15 protein-coding genes, 1 pseudogene and 1 riboswitch are annotated in these 13,412 nt (G+C 71.7%); of the genes and pseudogenes, 1 reads left to right on the forward strand and 15 read right to left on the reverse strand.

Going from position 1 to position 13,412, the window contains the following annotated elements:
* Window positions 1-8: 8 nt before the first annotated feature.
* From EAO75_RS32055 to EAO75_RS32080, 9 genes and pseudogenes are all read right to left on the reverse strand, one after another.
* Window positions 9-1,211 carry an LLM class flavin-dependent oxidoreductase gene (locus EAO75_RS32055; protein ID WP_147998643.1) on the reverse strand — a complete coding sequence of 401 codons (1,203 nt, stop codon included), beginning with the start codon at window positions 1,209-1,211 and terminating at the stop codon, window positions 9-11.
* A 74-nt stretch (window positions 1,212-1,285) separates the two neighbouring features.
* Window positions 1,286-1,555, reverse strand: coding sequence for a putative leader peptide (locus tag EAO75_RS48700; protein ID WP_410092498.1), 270 nt, complete (start codon window positions 1,553-1,555; stop codon window positions 1,286-1,288).
* Between the two features lie 24 nt (window positions 1,556-1,579).
* Window positions 1,580-2,602, reverse strand: a complete 1,023-nt coding sequence (locus tag EAO75_RS32060; RefSeq protein ID WP_147998644.1) for an ABC transporter substrate-binding protein — start codon at window positions 2,600-2,602, stop codon at window positions 1,580-1,582.
* 68 nt (window positions 2,603-2,670) lie between these two features.
* Window positions 2,671-3,465 carry an amino acid ABC transporter ATP-binding protein gene (locus EAO75_RS32065; protein ID WP_147998645.1) on the reverse strand — a complete coding sequence of 265 codons (795 nt, stop codon included), beginning with the start codon at window positions 3,463-3,465 and terminating at the stop codon, window positions 2,671-2,673.
* Window positions 3,462-4,445 (reverse strand): amino acid ABC transporter permease, encoded by a 984-nt coding sequence (locus tag EAO75_RS32070; RefSeq protein ID WP_147998646.1) that lies wholly within the window; start codon window positions 4,443-4,445, stop codon window positions 3,462-3,464. Before EAO75_RS32070 ends, EAO75_RS32065 begins: the two co-directional genes overlap by 4 nt.
* A 183-nt stretch (window positions 4,446-4,628) precedes the next feature.
* Window positions 4,629-4,790: a hypothetical protein gene (locus EAO75_RS46130; RefSeq protein WP_222724004.1), complete on the reverse strand. Its 162-nt coding sequence runs from the start codon at window positions 4,788-4,790 to the stop codon at window positions 4,629-4,631.
* Between the two features lie 19 nt (window positions 4,791-4,809).
* Window positions 4,810-4,917, reverse strand: a riboswitch (SAM riboswitch).
* A gap of 66 nt (window positions 4,918-4,983) precedes the next feature.
* Complete coding sequence (locus EAO75_RS32075) at window positions 4,984-5,880, reverse strand: glutathione S-transferase C-terminal domain-containing protein (RefSeq protein ID WP_147998647.1); 897 nt, start codon at window positions 5,878-5,880, stop codon at window positions 4,984-4,986.
* A gap of 67 nt (window positions 5,881-5,947) precedes the next feature.
* Window positions 5,948-6,046: a putative leader peptide gene (locus EAO75_RS48330; protein WP_315987497.1), complete on the reverse strand. Its 99-nt coding sequence runs from the start codon at window positions 6,044-6,046 to the stop codon at window positions 5,948-5,950.
* A gap of 250 nt (window positions 6,047-6,296) precedes the next feature.
* Window positions 6,297-6,503: pseudogene (locus EAO75_RS32080) on the reverse strand (BBE domain-containing protein); the annotation flags it as partial.
* A 70-nt stretch (window positions 6,504-6,573) separates the two neighbouring features.
* On the opposite strand from EAO75_RS32080, the gene EAO75_RS32085 reads away from it, so the two are divergent.
* On the forward strand, window positions 6,574-7,314 hold the full coding sequence (locus EAO75_RS32085; RefSeq protein ID WP_147998649.1) for a class I SAM-dependent DNA methyltransferase: 741 nt from the start codon (window positions 6,574-6,576) through the stop codon (window positions 7,312-7,314).
* 25 nt (window positions 7,315-7,339) lie between these two features.
* Here the strand turns inward: EAO75_RS32085 and EAO75_RS32090 are convergent, their stop codons facing one another.
* From EAO75_RS32090 to sfnG, 6 genes are all read right to left on the reverse strand, one after another.
* Window positions 7,340-7,798 (reverse strand): RrF2 family transcriptional regulator, encoded by a 459-nt coding sequence (locus EAO75_RS32090; protein WP_147998650.1) that lies wholly within the window; start codon window positions 7,796-7,798, stop codon window positions 7,340-7,342.
* Between the two features lie 50 nt (window positions 7,799-7,848).
* Complete coding sequence (locus EAO75_RS32095; RefSeq protein WP_147998651.1) at window positions 7,849-9,129, reverse strand: acyl-CoA dehydrogenase family protein; 1,281 nt, start codon at window positions 9,127-9,129, stop codon at window positions 7,849-7,851.
* Window positions 9,130-9,276: 147 nt separating this feature from the next.
* Window positions 9,277-10,440 (reverse strand): LLM class flavin-dependent oxidoreductase, encoded by a 1,164-nt coding sequence (locus tag EAO75_RS32100; RefSeq protein WP_147998652.1) that lies wholly within the window; start codon window positions 10,438-10,440, stop codon window positions 9,277-9,279.
* Window positions 10,441-10,466: 26 nt separating this feature from the next.
* Entirely contained in the window at window positions 10,467-11,663 is a 1,197-nt protein-coding gene (locus EAO75_RS32105) for an SfnB family sulfur acquisition oxidoreductase (RefSeq protein ID WP_147998653.1), read from the reverse strand.
* Window positions 11,660-12,217, reverse strand: a complete 558-nt coding sequence (gene ssuE, locus EAO75_RS32110; protein WP_147998654.1) for an NADPH-dependent FMN reductase — start codon at window positions 12,215-12,217, stop codon at window positions 11,660-11,662. Before ssuE ends, EAO75_RS32105 begins: the two co-directional genes overlap by 4 nt.
* A 47-nt stretch (window positions 12,218-12,264) precedes the next feature.
* Window positions 12,265-13,392, reverse strand: coding sequence for a dimethylsulfone monooxygenase SfnG (gene sfnG / locus EAO75_RS32115; RefSeq protein ID WP_147998655.1), 1,128 nt, complete (start codon window positions 13,390-13,392; stop codon window positions 12,265-12,267).
* Window positions 13,393-13,412: the final 20 nt, after the last annotated feature.

The following is a 13,412-nucleotide window of genomic DNA, read 5'->3' on the forward strand; positions in this document are numbered from 1 at the left end:
CTTCCGGCTCAGGCGGCTGCGTAGCGGTTGGCGGGGCGGTCGAGACCCAGTAGGCCGCGCAGGGTGTCGGCCTCGTAGGCGTGGCGGAAGACGCCGCGACGCTGGAGTTCGGGGACCAGTCCCCGGGTGATCGCCGGAAGGTCGTGGCCGAGAACGGCGGGGCGCAGCCGGAAGCCGGACAGTCCGGCGCCGTGCAACTCCCGGAGCAGGTCGGCCAGTTGGGAGGGAGTGCCGGTGAAGACCAGGGCGTCACTCGTGTACGGCTGTCCCGCGAGCGCGTCGAGCCGTTCCCGGCGTGCGGTCGCGGCGGCCGGGTCGTCGTCCAGGAAGACCACCAGGTCGCCGAAGACGTGCAGGGGTTCGGCCGCCCTCCCTGCCGCGCTCTGCTCGGCGCGGATCTGCGCGACGACGGCGCGGGCCTCGTCGGCGTCGTACGGGGTGACATAGCCGACGTCGGCGGCGCGGGCCACGAGCCGGTAGGGGACGGTGTCGTGGGCGAGGGCGGTGACGAGCGGCTGGCCCTGCGGCGGGCGGGGTGTGATGGAGGGGCCCTTGACGCTGAAGTGGCTGCCCTCGAAGTCGATGTAGTGCAGCTTCTCGCGGTCGATGAAGCGCCCGGTGGCGGTGTCCCGGATCTCGGCGCCGTCCTCCCAGCTGTCCCAGAGGCGCCGCACCACCTCGACGTAGTCGGCGGCCTCGTCGAAGAGGTCGGTCACCACCTCGCGGGCGGCCGGGCTGTCGTAGGCCTCGATGCGCGCGATGGTGCGGCGGCCGAAGTGCGCGGCCTCGTTCGGGCGGGCGGTGATCTGTACCCGCAGTCCTGCGCGGCCGGAGCTGACGTAGTCGAGGGTGGCGATGGCCTTGGAGATGTGGAACGGCTCCGTGTGGGTGGACACCACCGTCGGCACCAGACCTATGTGGCTGGTCAACGGGGCCACGCGGGAGGCGATGAGGACGGCGTCGAGGCGGCCGCGGACCTGGTCGGTGCGCTCGTCCGGGTCCAGGAAGTGGGAGGACTGCGGGCCGAGGCCGTCCTCGATGGTCACGAAGTCGAGCAGCCCGCGCTCGGCCTCGGTGACCAGGTCGGCCCAGTAGGCGGCGGTGAACAGGTCCCGGGGGCGGGCCACCGGCTCACGCCAGGAGGCGGGATGCCAGCCCGTGCCGTCCAGGGCGACGGCGAGGTGCAGGGAGGAAGAGGATGCTGAGGACACGGGTCGGTGCCTTCCTGGAAGTCCGTACGAGAACGCCGGCCCTCGCTCAAGGGGGCACGGCGGGTGAGGGAACGTCAGGAACAACAGAGCGCGGCGGACACGCGCTGGAGGTCGATGTGGGGCCGGGAGTGGAGGTGGACGGCGTGGAACAGGTGCGTCACGTCCGCCACCTCCGTCCGTCGCATCGCGCGCTTCGGCGCCTCGCACATCTCGTCGTGAGTCACAACGCCCCGGCCTGGTGGGCTGTTCCCGGTGTGCGCACCAGGCAGGTGCGCAGGTCGGCCCCCGCGGCCGGGTCGGCCCGCGGCCACGGAGGCGGATTCCTTCCTCGGGTCAGCGTGCATGGCGGGCAGTCATGTGACGAGCTGTCAGGAATTGTCCAGCGGCAGCCCGGGCGGGTTGACCTCCGACTTGGACACGGCCTCGTTGGACAGGTTCCAGGCGGCGAGCCACTTCGCGTACTGGCCGTTCTCGATCAGGTGGTTGATCGCGGCGGCGAGGGGCTCGGCGAGGCCGCTGTCCTTCTTGGCGGTCGCGGCGATCAGGCCCTGGAGCGTCGCCCCGGCGCCGGAGAACTGGCCCGCGATCCTGGTCGGGCTGGGCGTGCTCTTCGTCTGGGTGACGTGGTAGGAGAGGTTGGGGCTGGGGCCGAAGTAGGCGTCGATCTTGCCGCTGTTGAGGGCCAGGTAGGTGCTGTTGTTGTCCTGGAAGTACTTGACCGTCAGCTTCTTGCCCTCCTTCTCCAGCCTGTCCTTCCACTCCAGCAGGATCCGCTCCTGGTTGGTGCCCGCACCGACGGACACGGTCTTGCCGGCGAGGGCCTTGTAGTCGCCGTCGAAGCTGAACTTCGAGTCCTTGAGCGCCTCGAAGGCGAGGTCGTCCTTGCGGTAGGAGGCGAACTCGTACTTCTGCTTGCGCTCCTCGGTGTCGGTGATGTTCGAGAAGCCGACGTTCACCTTGCCGCTGTCGATGCCGACGAAGAGGTTCTCCCAGGTGAACCGCTTGACCTCGGGCTCCAGGCCGAGGACGGCCGCGACCAGCCGGGCCAGGTCGATCTCGGAGCCGGTGAGGGTCTTCTGGTCGCTGCCCACGAAGCCCAGCGGCGGGGCCCCGGAGGGCAGGGTGCCGGAGCCGATGACCAGCTTGCCGCTCTTCTTGAGGGCGTCGGGCAGCTTCGCGCTGATGGACTTCACCTCGGACACCTTCAGGGTGGTCTCCTTGGCGGCACCGTTGGACAGTTGGCCGACGGTGACGGTGCCCCCGCTGTCGTTCGTCCTGGTGGCGGCGTCGCTGCTCCCACCGCAGGCGGCGAGCCCGGTGGCGAGGGTGGCGACCGCGGTCGCCGCGGTGATGCCGCGTATCAGGCTGCGTCGGGAGATGTGGGTGGGCATGGCCGTCCTTGGTGTTCGGGAGGGTGGTGAGGGTGACGCGTGGGGGGAGTTCGTGGGGAGCGGTGCGCTCAGAGGACCTTGCTGAGAAAGTCCCTGGTCCGCTCGTGGCGCGGCTTGTCGAGGACCTCGGAGGGCGGGCCCTGCTCGACGATCCTGCCGCCGTCGATGAAGACGACCCGGTCGGCGATCTCGCGGGCGAAGCCGATCTCGTGGGTGACGATGACGAGGGTGGTGCCGCTGGTCGCCAAGTCCTTGATGACGGACAGGACTTCGCCGACGAGCTCAGGGTCGAGCGCGGAGGTCGGCTCGTCGAAGAGGATGACGCCGGGGCGCAGGGCGAGGGCGCGGGCGATGGCCACGCGCTGCTGCTGGCCGCCCGACAACTGCCGTGGGTAGGCGGCGGCCTTGTCGGCGAGTCCGACCCGGCCGAGGAGGTCGCGGGCGAGCTCCAGGGCCTCGGCCTTGGCGAGCTTGCCGGTCGCCACCGGGGCGGCGGCCACGTTGTCGAGGACCGTCAGATGCGGGAAGAGGTTGAAGTTCTGGAAGACGAAGCCGATCCTGCCGCGCTGCGTGAGGATGGCCCGCTCGCTCAGCTCCTTGAGCCGGTCGCCCTGCCGGCGTACGCCGATGAGCTCGCCGTTGAGGCTGACGTGGCCGATCTCGGGCTTCTCCAGGTGGTTGATGACCCTGAGCAGGGTGGACTTGCCGGAGCCGGAGGGGCCGATGATCACGGTGACCTCGCCCGGCCGCACGGTCAGGTCGACGCCGTTCAGCACCCGGTGGGCGCCGTACCACTTGTGCACGTCGTGCACCTCCACGGTGGCGGGCGCGTTGTCGAGGAGGGTCTGGGTCTCGGCGGTCATACGGCGGCCTCCCTGCGGATGTGGGCCCTGAGGTCGGTGAGACCGGTCCGCAGCCTCTGCAACGGGGTCGGCGGCAGGGAGCGCGTGGCGCCCCGGGCGTAGTACCGCTCGACGTAGAACTGGACGACGGAGACGACGCTGGTGAGGATCAGGTACCAGACGGTGGCGACCATCAGCAGCGGCACGATGTCGCCGGGATAGGTGGACCCCATGGACTGCGCGGAGCCGAACAGGTCGAGCAGGGAGACGTAGAAGACCAGCGAGGTGCCCTTGATCAGGCCGATGAGCTGGTTGACGTAGTTCGGCACGATGGAGCGCAGCGCCTGCGGGAACACGATTCTGCGGAACTGGTAGCCCTTGGGCAGGCCGAGCGCGGCGGACGCCTCGTGCTGGCCCTGGTCGACGGAGAGGACGCCGCCGCGGACGACCTCGGCGGCGTACGCGGACTCGTGCAGGCTGATGCCTACGACGGCGATGACCATGTCGGTGGCGAGCTTCGACTCGTCGAAGGAGAAGAAGGCGGGTCCGAAGGGGATGCCCACGCTCAGCGTCTTGTACAGGGCGCTGAAGTTGTAGAGGAACAGCAGCACCACGATCAGCGGGACGGAGCGGAACGCCCAGACGTAGACCCAGCTGATCGCGCGCAGCACCGGGCTCTTCGAGAGCCGGGCCAGTGCCAGCAGGACGCCGCCGAGGAGGCCCAACACCGCGCTGTAGGCGGTGACTTCGAGGGTGATGAGGAGTCCGTCGAGGATGGTGGGCCGCAGGAACCAGTAGCCGAAACGGTCCCACTGGTAGAAGGGGTTGGTCACCAGGCCGTGGACGAACTGGGCCGCCAGGACCAGGACCACCGCGGTGGCGATCCAGCGGCCTGGCCGCCTCAGTGGCAGCACGTGCTGGGCCGCGAGCTGTTTCGGCGGGGCGTCGGCGGGCGGCGGTGCCTCGGCGAGGGAGACGACGGCGCCTGGGGGTTCACTCATGGAGGGCTCCGGCAGGAGTCGGATGTCCCCGGAACGCGGCGCACGGCGCGGCGACGACAAGCCGCACTGCGGCTGCGGCTCGTCAGGACGCGGGAGGACGCACGGTCACCGGGGGGTGGGCGGACGACAGCACACCGCCGAGGCGGTGTTCGTCAGGGAGTGCGGGGCAGCGGACGGGAGAAGTCAGCCGCGGCTGCGGGCACAGCCCGGTGCGGTACACAGTGCGCTGTTGACGCGGAGCAGATCGACGGCCCGGTCGGCGACGAACAGGGTCGCGTACGCCAGGGCGCGGCTCTGGGGGCGGCGTACGGCCGTCCTGGGAGCTGCGTCCATGGTGTCACTCACTCTTCCGGCCCCTTTGGGGCCTTCGCGCTTACCGAAGTCATCCGGTCCGGTCGTCACCTGGGGCACCCCACCGCGATGCGAGGGTTGCCGGTCAGCGAGCCAGGGCTTGTCGCTGACGCTCATGACCGTTCTGGGCCGTAAGTAAGACAGTTGCCCGAACGAATGTCAACGCCGGTCCACGGTGCGGACCGGCTCATGGCCGCTCGACCTGCGCTCGCGCCCCGGTTCCGGCCGCCGCGTGGGCCGCCCAGTCCAGGATCTGGACGGCCGCTCCGGCGTCCTCCAGGCCCCGGCAACGGGCGTGGTGGCGGCGGGAGATGGCGTCCAGGTCGAGATGCGCGCCGAAGGCCGGGTGCGCGGCGAGCCGGCGGGCGTAGGCCCACAGGGTGGCGTGCGCGGCGACGCGTTGCACCGCGGCGGCGTCCAGGTGGTGCCGGTGGACGGTGTCGAGTTGGACGAGGGTGACCCACAACTCGACGTCGGCGGCGGTGATTTGATCGCGAATCAGGTACTCGCGCCCGTCCAGCCACCGGTCCAGGGCGCCCAGCGCATCCAGCAGTGTCCCGAGCGCCTCGTCCCGCTCCGCCCGCTCGGCGCCGGCTGCCCCCGCGCCCTGCGCGGCCTCCTCGATGTCCTGCGCGCACATCCGCTCGACGGCCTCGATCTCCGACTCCGCGCCGCACGGGTACAGCTCCAGCCGACAGCCGCCGAAGCGCCGGGCCAGGTCGCGGGTGATGTCGGGTGCGTGCGTGCTCACGATGCGCCCGGACCAGTCGTCGCTGAGAACCGGCGCGAGGGCCGGTCCGGCGTACCGGTGGGCGCTGGCGTCGTACAGCGGGCGCAGCACGGCGTGCCCACCGTCGGGGCAGTCGGGGATCGGGGGCAGGAACGTCGTCGGGCAGATGGAGTCGAGGCCCAGCAGGCTGTGGGCGACGGCGATGCGCAGGCCGTCCGGACATGCGGTCGTCAGGTGGAGGCGGTAGCGGCGCGGCACGGCGTAGTGGCCGCTGCGCGCGTCCCGGCCGATCCGGCCCCGGAAGGCGGGAGCGGTCGGTGCGGACGGGTGGGCGGCCAGCGGTGTGACGGACATGACTCTCCCCGGGGCAGGCGTGTGGACGTACGCGTACGGAAGCGACGTGAAGGCTCGGCTCAGGGGGTCAGATCGCGCTGCAGACGCGGAGCAGATCGATGTGACGGCGGGACGTGAGAAGGGGCGTACGGCTCACTCGACCGGTGACCGACTCAAGACGCCCCATGCTTCCCTACCAATTCACTAGGAAACTTGATGAGAGTGTCGGTCCGTACGCGGCCCACGTCAAGACGGCGTCCGCGGATTGAGCGGCGTCCGGCACCTCGTGGTCGGCGGGGTGGAGGCCCGCCGGTTCACCACCCGCTCACCACACCGCCTCGATCAGGGCACGGGCGCTCACCTCGGCGGCCCGATCTCCGGGGACGGCGCGGCGGGGCGTGGGAGCGACGGTGCCGGGCTCCCACGCCCACCGCCGTTCAGGCCGGGCGTACCGACAGGGCATGGTGGAAGACGTCGCGGGGGTCCCACTTCGCCTTCGCGCGCTGGAGGCGGCGGTAGTTGTCGCCGAAGTACAGGGTCTGCCACGGAGCACCGGTGTTCCGGGCGGGATCGGCCAGGTCGGTGTCCGGGTAGTTGATGAACGCGCCGTCGGCGGCGGCCGGGGCGCCTCCGGTGCCGGAGTACAGGTCCACCCGAATCGACCGCCCGCGAAATTCACGTGCCTCGGTGCGGCGGCCGCAGTACGGTCCCGGCGTGATCGATGACGACGGCTATTTCGGAGAGAAGATCGCTGCCGGCTACGACGATTCGGCCGCGGACATGTTCAGCCCTGACGTGGTGGACCCGGCGGTCGACCTGCTGGCCGAACTCGCCGGCGACGGCGCGGCGCTCGAACTCGGCATCGGCACCGGCCGGATCGCGCTGCCGCTGTCCGGCCGGGGCGTCCCGGTGCACGGCATCGACATGTCCCGCGCCATGGTGGACCGGCTGCGTACCAAGCCCGGCGGTGACGCCGTCGAGGTGACGATCGGGGACTTCGCGACGACGCGGGTGGCGGGCGACTTCTCGCTCGCCTACCTGGTGTTCAACACGATCGACAATCTGACCACCCAGGACGCCCAGGTCGACTGCTTCCGCAACGCCGCCGCCCATCTGCGGCCCGGTGGTTGCTTCGTGGTCGAGGTGGGCGTGCCCGATCTGCGCCGGCTGCCTCCCGGGCAGAGCGCCGTACCGTTCCACATCAGCGACACCCAGTGGGCGTTCGACACCTACGACGTCGCCACCCAGGCGATGAGCTCCCACTACGTCACCATCGTCGACGGCCGCGCCGAGCACTGGTCCATCCCGTTCCGGTACGTGTGGCCGGCCGAGCTGGATCTGATGGCCCGGCTCGCCGGTCTGCGGCTGCGCGAGAGGTGGGAGAGCTGGACGCGCGAGCCGTTCACCAGTGAGAGCGGCAAGCACGTGTCGGTGTGGGAGAAGCCGGCCGGCTGAGGGCCGCCGGCCGGCGGGGCGCCGGTCAGGGGTTCGTCCACGCGTCGGGGTCGTCCGCGAGGCTCAGTACGTCGTCGGGCAGCTTGGCCGCGGCCACGTGGGCCAGGGTGACCTCGCCGAGGATCTTGCGAACGTTGGCGCGCACGGCGATCCACAGCGGCAGCAGGGACTCGGCGGGGCCGATGTAGGAGAGGTCGGGCGGGCGTACGCCGCGCACCGAGACGAGGGGGCCGTCCGCCACCCGGATCACCTCGGCGATGGCGATGGTGTCCGCCGGTCGGGCGAGCCGATAGCCGCCCTTGCCGCCGCGCTGGCTGACGACGAGGCCGCCCCGGCGCAGGTCGCCGAGGATGCCCTCCAGGAACTTGTGCGGAATGCCCTGTGCCTCGGCGATGGCCTCGGCCTTCAGTGAGGTGTCTTCGCCTGCCGCGGCCAGCTCCAAAGCCGCCCGCACCGCATAGTCCGCTCTGGCCGAGATCCGCATGCCGCGATTATCCCTCACCGCAGTCCCGGTCCTCACGGACGACCCCTCGGTCAGGCGGGAAGGCTGAACGGAGGATGCGCGCCGTTGAGGAAGTAGTCCCCGACCTCGCGCAGCCGGTGGGCGACCGGCTCCCGCAGGGTGTGCGTGCGCGTGTCGCGCCAGAAGCGGTCCAGGCCGTGCCGGGCGAAGGCGGCGGTCGCGCCGACGGCCTCCAGCGCGCGGGTGGTGATCTCCTGCGCGGCCCGCGCCGCGGCGGCCTCGGCCGCGCTCGCGAGGACGGCGATCTCCGCGCCCTCCTCGTCGTCGAGGTCCTCCCCCCGCTCAAGACCACGGGTGAGAGCGTCCCCCGCCTGGTCGGCGAGGGCGGACGCGGCGCGGGCGGCGACGGCGAGTTCGCCGTAGGCGGTGAGCACGTACGGATCCTGCGGCGGGCCGCCCGACCAGGGCTGGGGTGAGAAGGGGTGCCAGGGTGACGCAACCGTCCGGCCGTGCTCGCGGACTTCACCGAGCAGCCCCTCGGCGACGCCGAGACAGAACTGGGCGGAGACCAGCCGAGCGGTCGGCGCGGCGAGGCCGGTGAAGGGGGACAGGGCGCCGTCGTCGGAGGAGAGGGAGCCGAGCACGTCGTCGCGCGTGACCGGCACGGAGTCGAACGACACGCCGCCCGCGGCGGCCAGCCGCTGCCCGAAGGTGTCGCCGCCACCGCCGCTCACCACGCCCGGCTGGGCGGTGTCGACGAGGACGGCGACGGGCTCGCCGGTGCCGGGCACGGCGGCGCGGACCAGCAGCCGGTCGGCGACGCCGACTCCGGAGCCGTATCGCTGGTGGCCGTCCAGCAGATAGCCGTTCGCGGTGGGGGTCAGGATGAGCGGCGGTTCCTGGGAGGCGATGCCGCCGCCCCAGTACCACTGCCCCGCCGCGAAGGTGCGCTCGATGCGCGCGGCACGGTCGGGGCCGGCGAAGAACCGGGCGCAGTAGGACAGGAAGTAGTGGCTGCCCAGCAAGTGCCCGACGGCTCCGTCGGCCGCGGCGACGGTCCGTAGGACGGTGTGGGCGGTGCGCCAGTCGGCACCGCCGCCGCCGCGTTCGGCCGGGACGAGCAGGGACAGCAGCCCCGACTCGCGCAGCCGCGCGACCTCGTCGAGCGGGAGCTTGCCGGCCTGCTCGCGCTCGACCGCGTCTGTGGCGAGGTCGTCCGCGAGCTCACGGGCGATGTGCGGCCAGTCCTCCCGTGGAGTTCCCCACTCTGTCGCCCCGTCCGCCGACGTCACGGGTGCGCCCCGGTCGGAGTCACCGAACGGAGCGGCCGGGGCCGGTGGGGCGATCGTCATGGCGTCATCCTCACTCGCTCCACCGACGGGGGTCAACACTTCCCTAGTAATTCGATAGGAAATCTAGGGAATGCGTGTGCGGTGTGGCCGATTCCCGCTCCCGACCGGCCTGTTCGCGAGGCCGGACACGGGCGGGCGCAGGTGAAGTCACCCCCGGCTGCCGGCCCCCGCGAAGGGAATCTGGGCCACGGCCGGTGCGGCCGCCGCGCCGCGGAACGGATGCGTCCACAGCCCACGCGCCTCCAACCGCGGCAGCACGCCCTCGCCGAACCAGTACGCCTCCTCCAGGTGCGGGTACCCGGAGAGCACGAACTCGTCGATCCCCAGCCGGTGGTACTCGGCGATCCGATCGGCGACCTCGTCGTGACTGCCGACCAGCGCCGTGCCCGCGCCGCCCCGCACCAGCCCGATGCCGGCCCACAGGTTCGGGTGGATCTCCAGGTCGTCGGAGCTGCCGCCGTGCAGCGCGAGCATGCGCTGCTGCCCCTCGGACTCGCTGCGGGCGAGCCCTTCCTGTACGGCCCGTACGGTCTCCGTGTCGAACCCGGCCAGCAGCCGGCGGGCCTCCGCCCAGGCATGCTCGGCCGTGTCCCGGGTGATGACGTGCAGCCGGATGCCGAAGCGGACGCTGCGGCCCTCCTTCTCGGCCAGTGCCCGGATCCGGGCGATCTTCTCCGCCACGGCGGCCGGCGGCTCGCCCCAGGTGAGATAGACGTCGACATGGCGGGCGGCGATCTCCCCGGCGATGGGCGAGGAGCCGCCGAAGTACACCTCGGGGACCGGGTCGGGCACCCGGGCCAGCTTCGCGTCCTCGACCTGCAGGTGCTCGCCGACCAGGTCGACGGTCCTGCCCTCCCACAGCCCCCGCACGATCTGGAGGAATTCACCGGTACGGCGGTAACGGTCGTCCTTGTCGAGGAAGTCGCCGTAGGCGCGCTGCTCGTGGCCCTCCCCGCCCGTGACCACGTTCAGCAGCAGCCGTCCGCCGGTCTGCCGCTGGAAGGTGGACGCCATCTGCGCGGCGAGCGTCGGCGAGACGAAGCCGGGCCGGAAGGCGACCAGGAACTTCAGCCGCTCGGTGTGCTGGGCGACCATGGCCGTGGTCAGCCACGCGTCCTCGCACCAGGCGCCCGTCGGAGTGAGCGCGCCGACGAAGCCCAGGTCCTCGGCGGCACGGGCGATCTGGCTGAGGTAGGCGACCGTCGGCGGCCGGTCGCGGCCGGACACCGTGGCGGGGGTGCCGTGACCGCCGCCGACGACATGGCGGCTGTCGCCGTTGGTGGGCAGGAACCAGTGGAAGGTGAGGGACATGGGGGGTCTCCGTTCGGGGTCGTCGGTCACAGCAGTCCGTGCCGGGGCGGCTTGACGCCGCGCAGCACGTAGCGGCCGATGTGCTGGACCTTCCAGCGCGCCGGGTCGTGCAGGGTGTGGGTGCGGGCGTCGCGCCAATGGCGGTGCAGGCCCAGGGAGTCGAGCGCCGACCGGGTGCCCGCGACCTCGAAGAGGGCGCTGCCGACCTCCACGGCCGCGTCCGCCGCCGTCACCTTGGCGGCAGCGACCGCGATCGAGGCCTCGGCAGCCGAGTCGTCGGTCAGGTCGGCGCGGGCGGCGTCGACGGACCGCGCCGCGGCGGCGAGCAGGGCGTCGGCGGCCCGTACCCGGATCGCGAGCTCGCCGAACCGCTGGATCAGCAAGGGATCCTCGGCGGCCGTGGCGTGCCCCTCGCCGACGCTCTCGAACCAGGGCCGGCTCTTGGTGCGGACGAACTCCACGGCCTCGGCGAGCGCACCGGCCGCGATCCCCGCGTCGATGGCGGCGTGCAGCAACTGGGCGACGGAGCCGTGGAGTTGAGGCCCCTGGAAGGTGAGGTGGTGCGGCACCACCCGGTCGGCGGGCACGGGCACCGACTCCAGGCGGACGGTTCCGCTGGCGGTGGTGCGCTGCCCCATGCCGCCCCAGTCGTCCACGACCGTGACGCCGGGCGCTTCGCGCGGCACGTACGCCACATGCAGGTTGTCGTCGTCGGCGCGGGCGAGGACGGGGATCCAGTCGGCGAACAGGGCGCCGGTCGAGTAGTGCTTGACGCCGTTCAGGACGTACGACCCGTCCGGGCGCCGCGCGAGCCGCGTCCGGATGTCCTGGACGTGGCTGGTCCCGGCCTCCGACTGGGCGTTGCCGAACCGCTTGCCCGCGAGCACCTCGCCGAAGAAGAACTCCCGCTGCTCCCACGTCCCTTGTCGGCGCAGCACGCCCACGTACACGAAGTGGCTCTGTGGAATCTGGGCGAGGCTGGCGTCGGCCGAGGCCAGCAGCCGGAAGATCTCGGCGAGGGTCTCCGTACGGACGTCCGCGCCGCCGAACTGCGCCGGTACCGTCACCCCGAGCAGCCCGGAGGCGGACAGCCGCTGGAGTTCCGCGTGCGGCAGTCTGCGGTGCGCGTCCCGCTCGGCGGCGTCCTTGCGGAACTCGGCGGCCAGTTCGGTGGCGACGGCGAGGGCCTCGGCGTCGTCGGCGATCACCGTCGCGGCGCTCATCCGGTGGCCGCCAGCAGGGTCGGGCGCCCCCCGAGGGCGATCGAGAACTGGTCGGTGACATGGGCCAGGGCCTCGGCGGCGGCCGGTGCGACGGTGAGGGTGCCGTCGTCGCCCACGCTGATGTCCTTGTCGAGGGTGAACCAGCCCGGCGTGATGTGGGCGGGGCCCATGGAGTTCAGCACCGGGCGCAGGGCGTAGTCGATGGCCAGCACGTGGGCGGTGGTGCCGCCGGTGGCCAGCGGCAGGACGGTCTTGCCCGCGAGCGCGTACTGCGGGAGCAGGTCCAGCAGCGACTTCAGCAGGCCGGAGTAGGCGGCCTTGTAGACGGGTGTGCCGATCACGATTCCGTCGGCGCGTTCGACCAGGGCGGTGGCCTCGACGATCGCCGGGTGGCCGAAGTCCGCGTGGAGCAGGGCCTCGGACGGGAGCGTGCGGACGTCGAAGGGGATCACGTCGTGGCCCTGGGCGGCGAGCCGGTCGTCCAGGTGGCGCAGCAGCCGGGCGGTGCGGGAGGTGGCGGAGGGACTTCCGGAGACGGAGAGGACGGTGGCCATGGTGAGGACCTTTCGGGGCGTGTCGGATGCGGGTGGCTGGGCCTGAGTCAGGCTCGGGCGGCGATCGGCTCGGACTCGGCTGCCTGGGCCTCCAGTTCGCGGACGAGCGGCAGCACCCGCTTGCCGAAGTACTCGACCTCCTCCAGGTAGTGCAGGAAGCCGAGGAGGAAGAGGTCGACGCCGAGGCGCTTGTAGGCGACGATCCGCTCGGCGATCTGCTCCGGGGTGCCGATCAGGCCGGTGCGGAAGCCGTCGTTGTACTGGACCAGGTCGTCGAAGCTGGAGTCCTGCCACATGCCCTTGCCGTCGGCGGTGGACTGCCCGGCCTGCTGGACGGCGTCGCGGAAGCCGTGGACGGCCGGTGTGTCGGCCTTGGCGACGATCTCGCGGAGCGTGTCGCGGGCCTCGGCCTCGGTGTCGCGGGCGATGAGGAAGGCGTTGAGGCCGAACTTCGGTGCGCTGCGGCCCGCTTGGGCGGCGGAGGAGCGGACGTCGTCGATCTGCTCGGTCACGCCGTCGAAGTCCTTGCCGTTGCTGAAGTACCAGTCGGAGACGCGGCCGGCCATGGCGCGGGCGGCGGTGGAGTTGCCGCCCTGGAAGATCTCCGGGTGCGGTCGCTCGGGGGTGTTCAGCGGCTTGGGCTTGAGGGAGAAGTCGCGCAACCGGTAGAAGTCACCGGCGAGTTCGGTGTGGTCCTCGGTCCAGATCTGCCGCAGGGCCTGGATGAACTCCTCCGCGCGGCGGTAGCGCTCGTCGTGCTCCAGCCAGGGCTCGCCGAGTGCGGTGAACTCCCCCTTGAACCAGCCGCTGACGACGTTGACGGCGAAGCGGCCGTTCGACAGGTGGTCGGCGGTGGCGCCGAGTTTGGCGAGGACGCCGGGGTGCCACAGGCCGGGGTGGACGGCGGCGATGACCTTGAGCCGCTGGGTGGCGAGGAGCAGGGCGAGGCTGAAGCTGGTCGACTCGTGCTGGAACTCGGCGCCGTAGCCGGCCATGTAGCGGACCTGGCTGAGGGCGTAGTCGAAGCCGTTGTTCTCGGCGAGGACGGCCAGTTCGCGGTTGTAGTCGTAGCCCCAGTCGGTGCGCTGCTCGACGGTGCTGGTGACGAGGCCGCCGCTGACGTTCGGCACCCAGTAGGCGAAGCGGACGGGGTCGGATCCGGGCGGTACGGGCATGGGGAACTCCTGGCAGGACT

This window comes from Streptomyces sp. UW30 (genome assembly GCF_008042075.1).
Classification (GTDB): Bacteria; Actinomycetota; Actinomycetes; order Streptomycetales; family Streptomycetaceae; genus Streptomyces.

Excerpts from the sequence above, each read along its gene's own strand:
- EAO75_RS32075 (WP_147998647.1), bottom strand. The coding sequence starts at position 5,880 with ATGTCCGTCACACCGCTGGCCGCCCACCCGTCCGCACCGACCGCTCCC.
- EAO75_RS32095 (WP_147998651.1), bottom strand. The coding sequence starts at position 9,129 with ATGACGATCGCCCCACCGGCCCCGGCCGCTCCGTTCGGTGACTCCGAC.
- EAO75_RS32100 (WP_147998652.1), bottom strand. The coding sequence starts at position 10,440 with ATGTCCCTCACCTTCCACTGGTTCCTGCCCACCAACGGCGACAGCCGC.
- sfnG (WP_147998655.1), bottom strand. The coding sequence starts at position 13,392 with ATGCCCGTACCGCCCGGATCCGACCCCGTCCGCTTCGCCTACTGGGTG.
- EAO75_RS32090 (WP_147998650.1), bottom strand. The coding sequence starts at position 7,798 with ATGCGGATCTCGGCCAGAGCGGACTATGCGGTGCGGGCGGCTTTGGAG.
- EAO75_RS48330 (WP_315987497.1), bottom strand. The coding sequence starts at position 6,046 with ATGGGGCGTCTTGAGTCGGTCACCGGTCGAGTGAGCCGTACGCCCCTT.
- EAO75_RS32070 (WP_147998646.1), bottom strand. The coding sequence starts at position 4,445 with ATGAGTGAACCCCCAGGCGCCGTCGTCTCCCTCGCCGAGGCACCGCCG.
- EAO75_RS48700 (WP_410092498.1), bottom strand. The coding sequence starts at position 1,555 with ATGCACGCTGACCCGAGGAAGGAATCCGCCTCCGTGGCCGCGGGCCGA.
- ssuE (WP_147998654.1), bottom strand. The coding sequence starts at position 12,217 with ATGGCCACCGTCCTCTCCGTCTCCGGAAGTCCCTCCGCCACCTCCCGC.
- EAO75_RS32105 (WP_147998653.1), bottom strand. The coding sequence starts at position 11,663 with ATGAGCGCCGCGACGGTGATCGCCGACGACGCCGAGGCCCTCGCCGTC.
- EAO75_RS32065 (WP_147998645.1), bottom strand. The coding sequence starts at position 3,465 with ATGACCGCCGAGACCCAGACCCTCCTCGACAACGCGCCCGCCACCGTG.
- EAO75_RS32060 (WP_147998644.1), bottom strand. The coding sequence starts at position 2,602 with ATGCCCACCCACATCTCCCGACGCAGCCTGATACGCGGCATCACCGCG.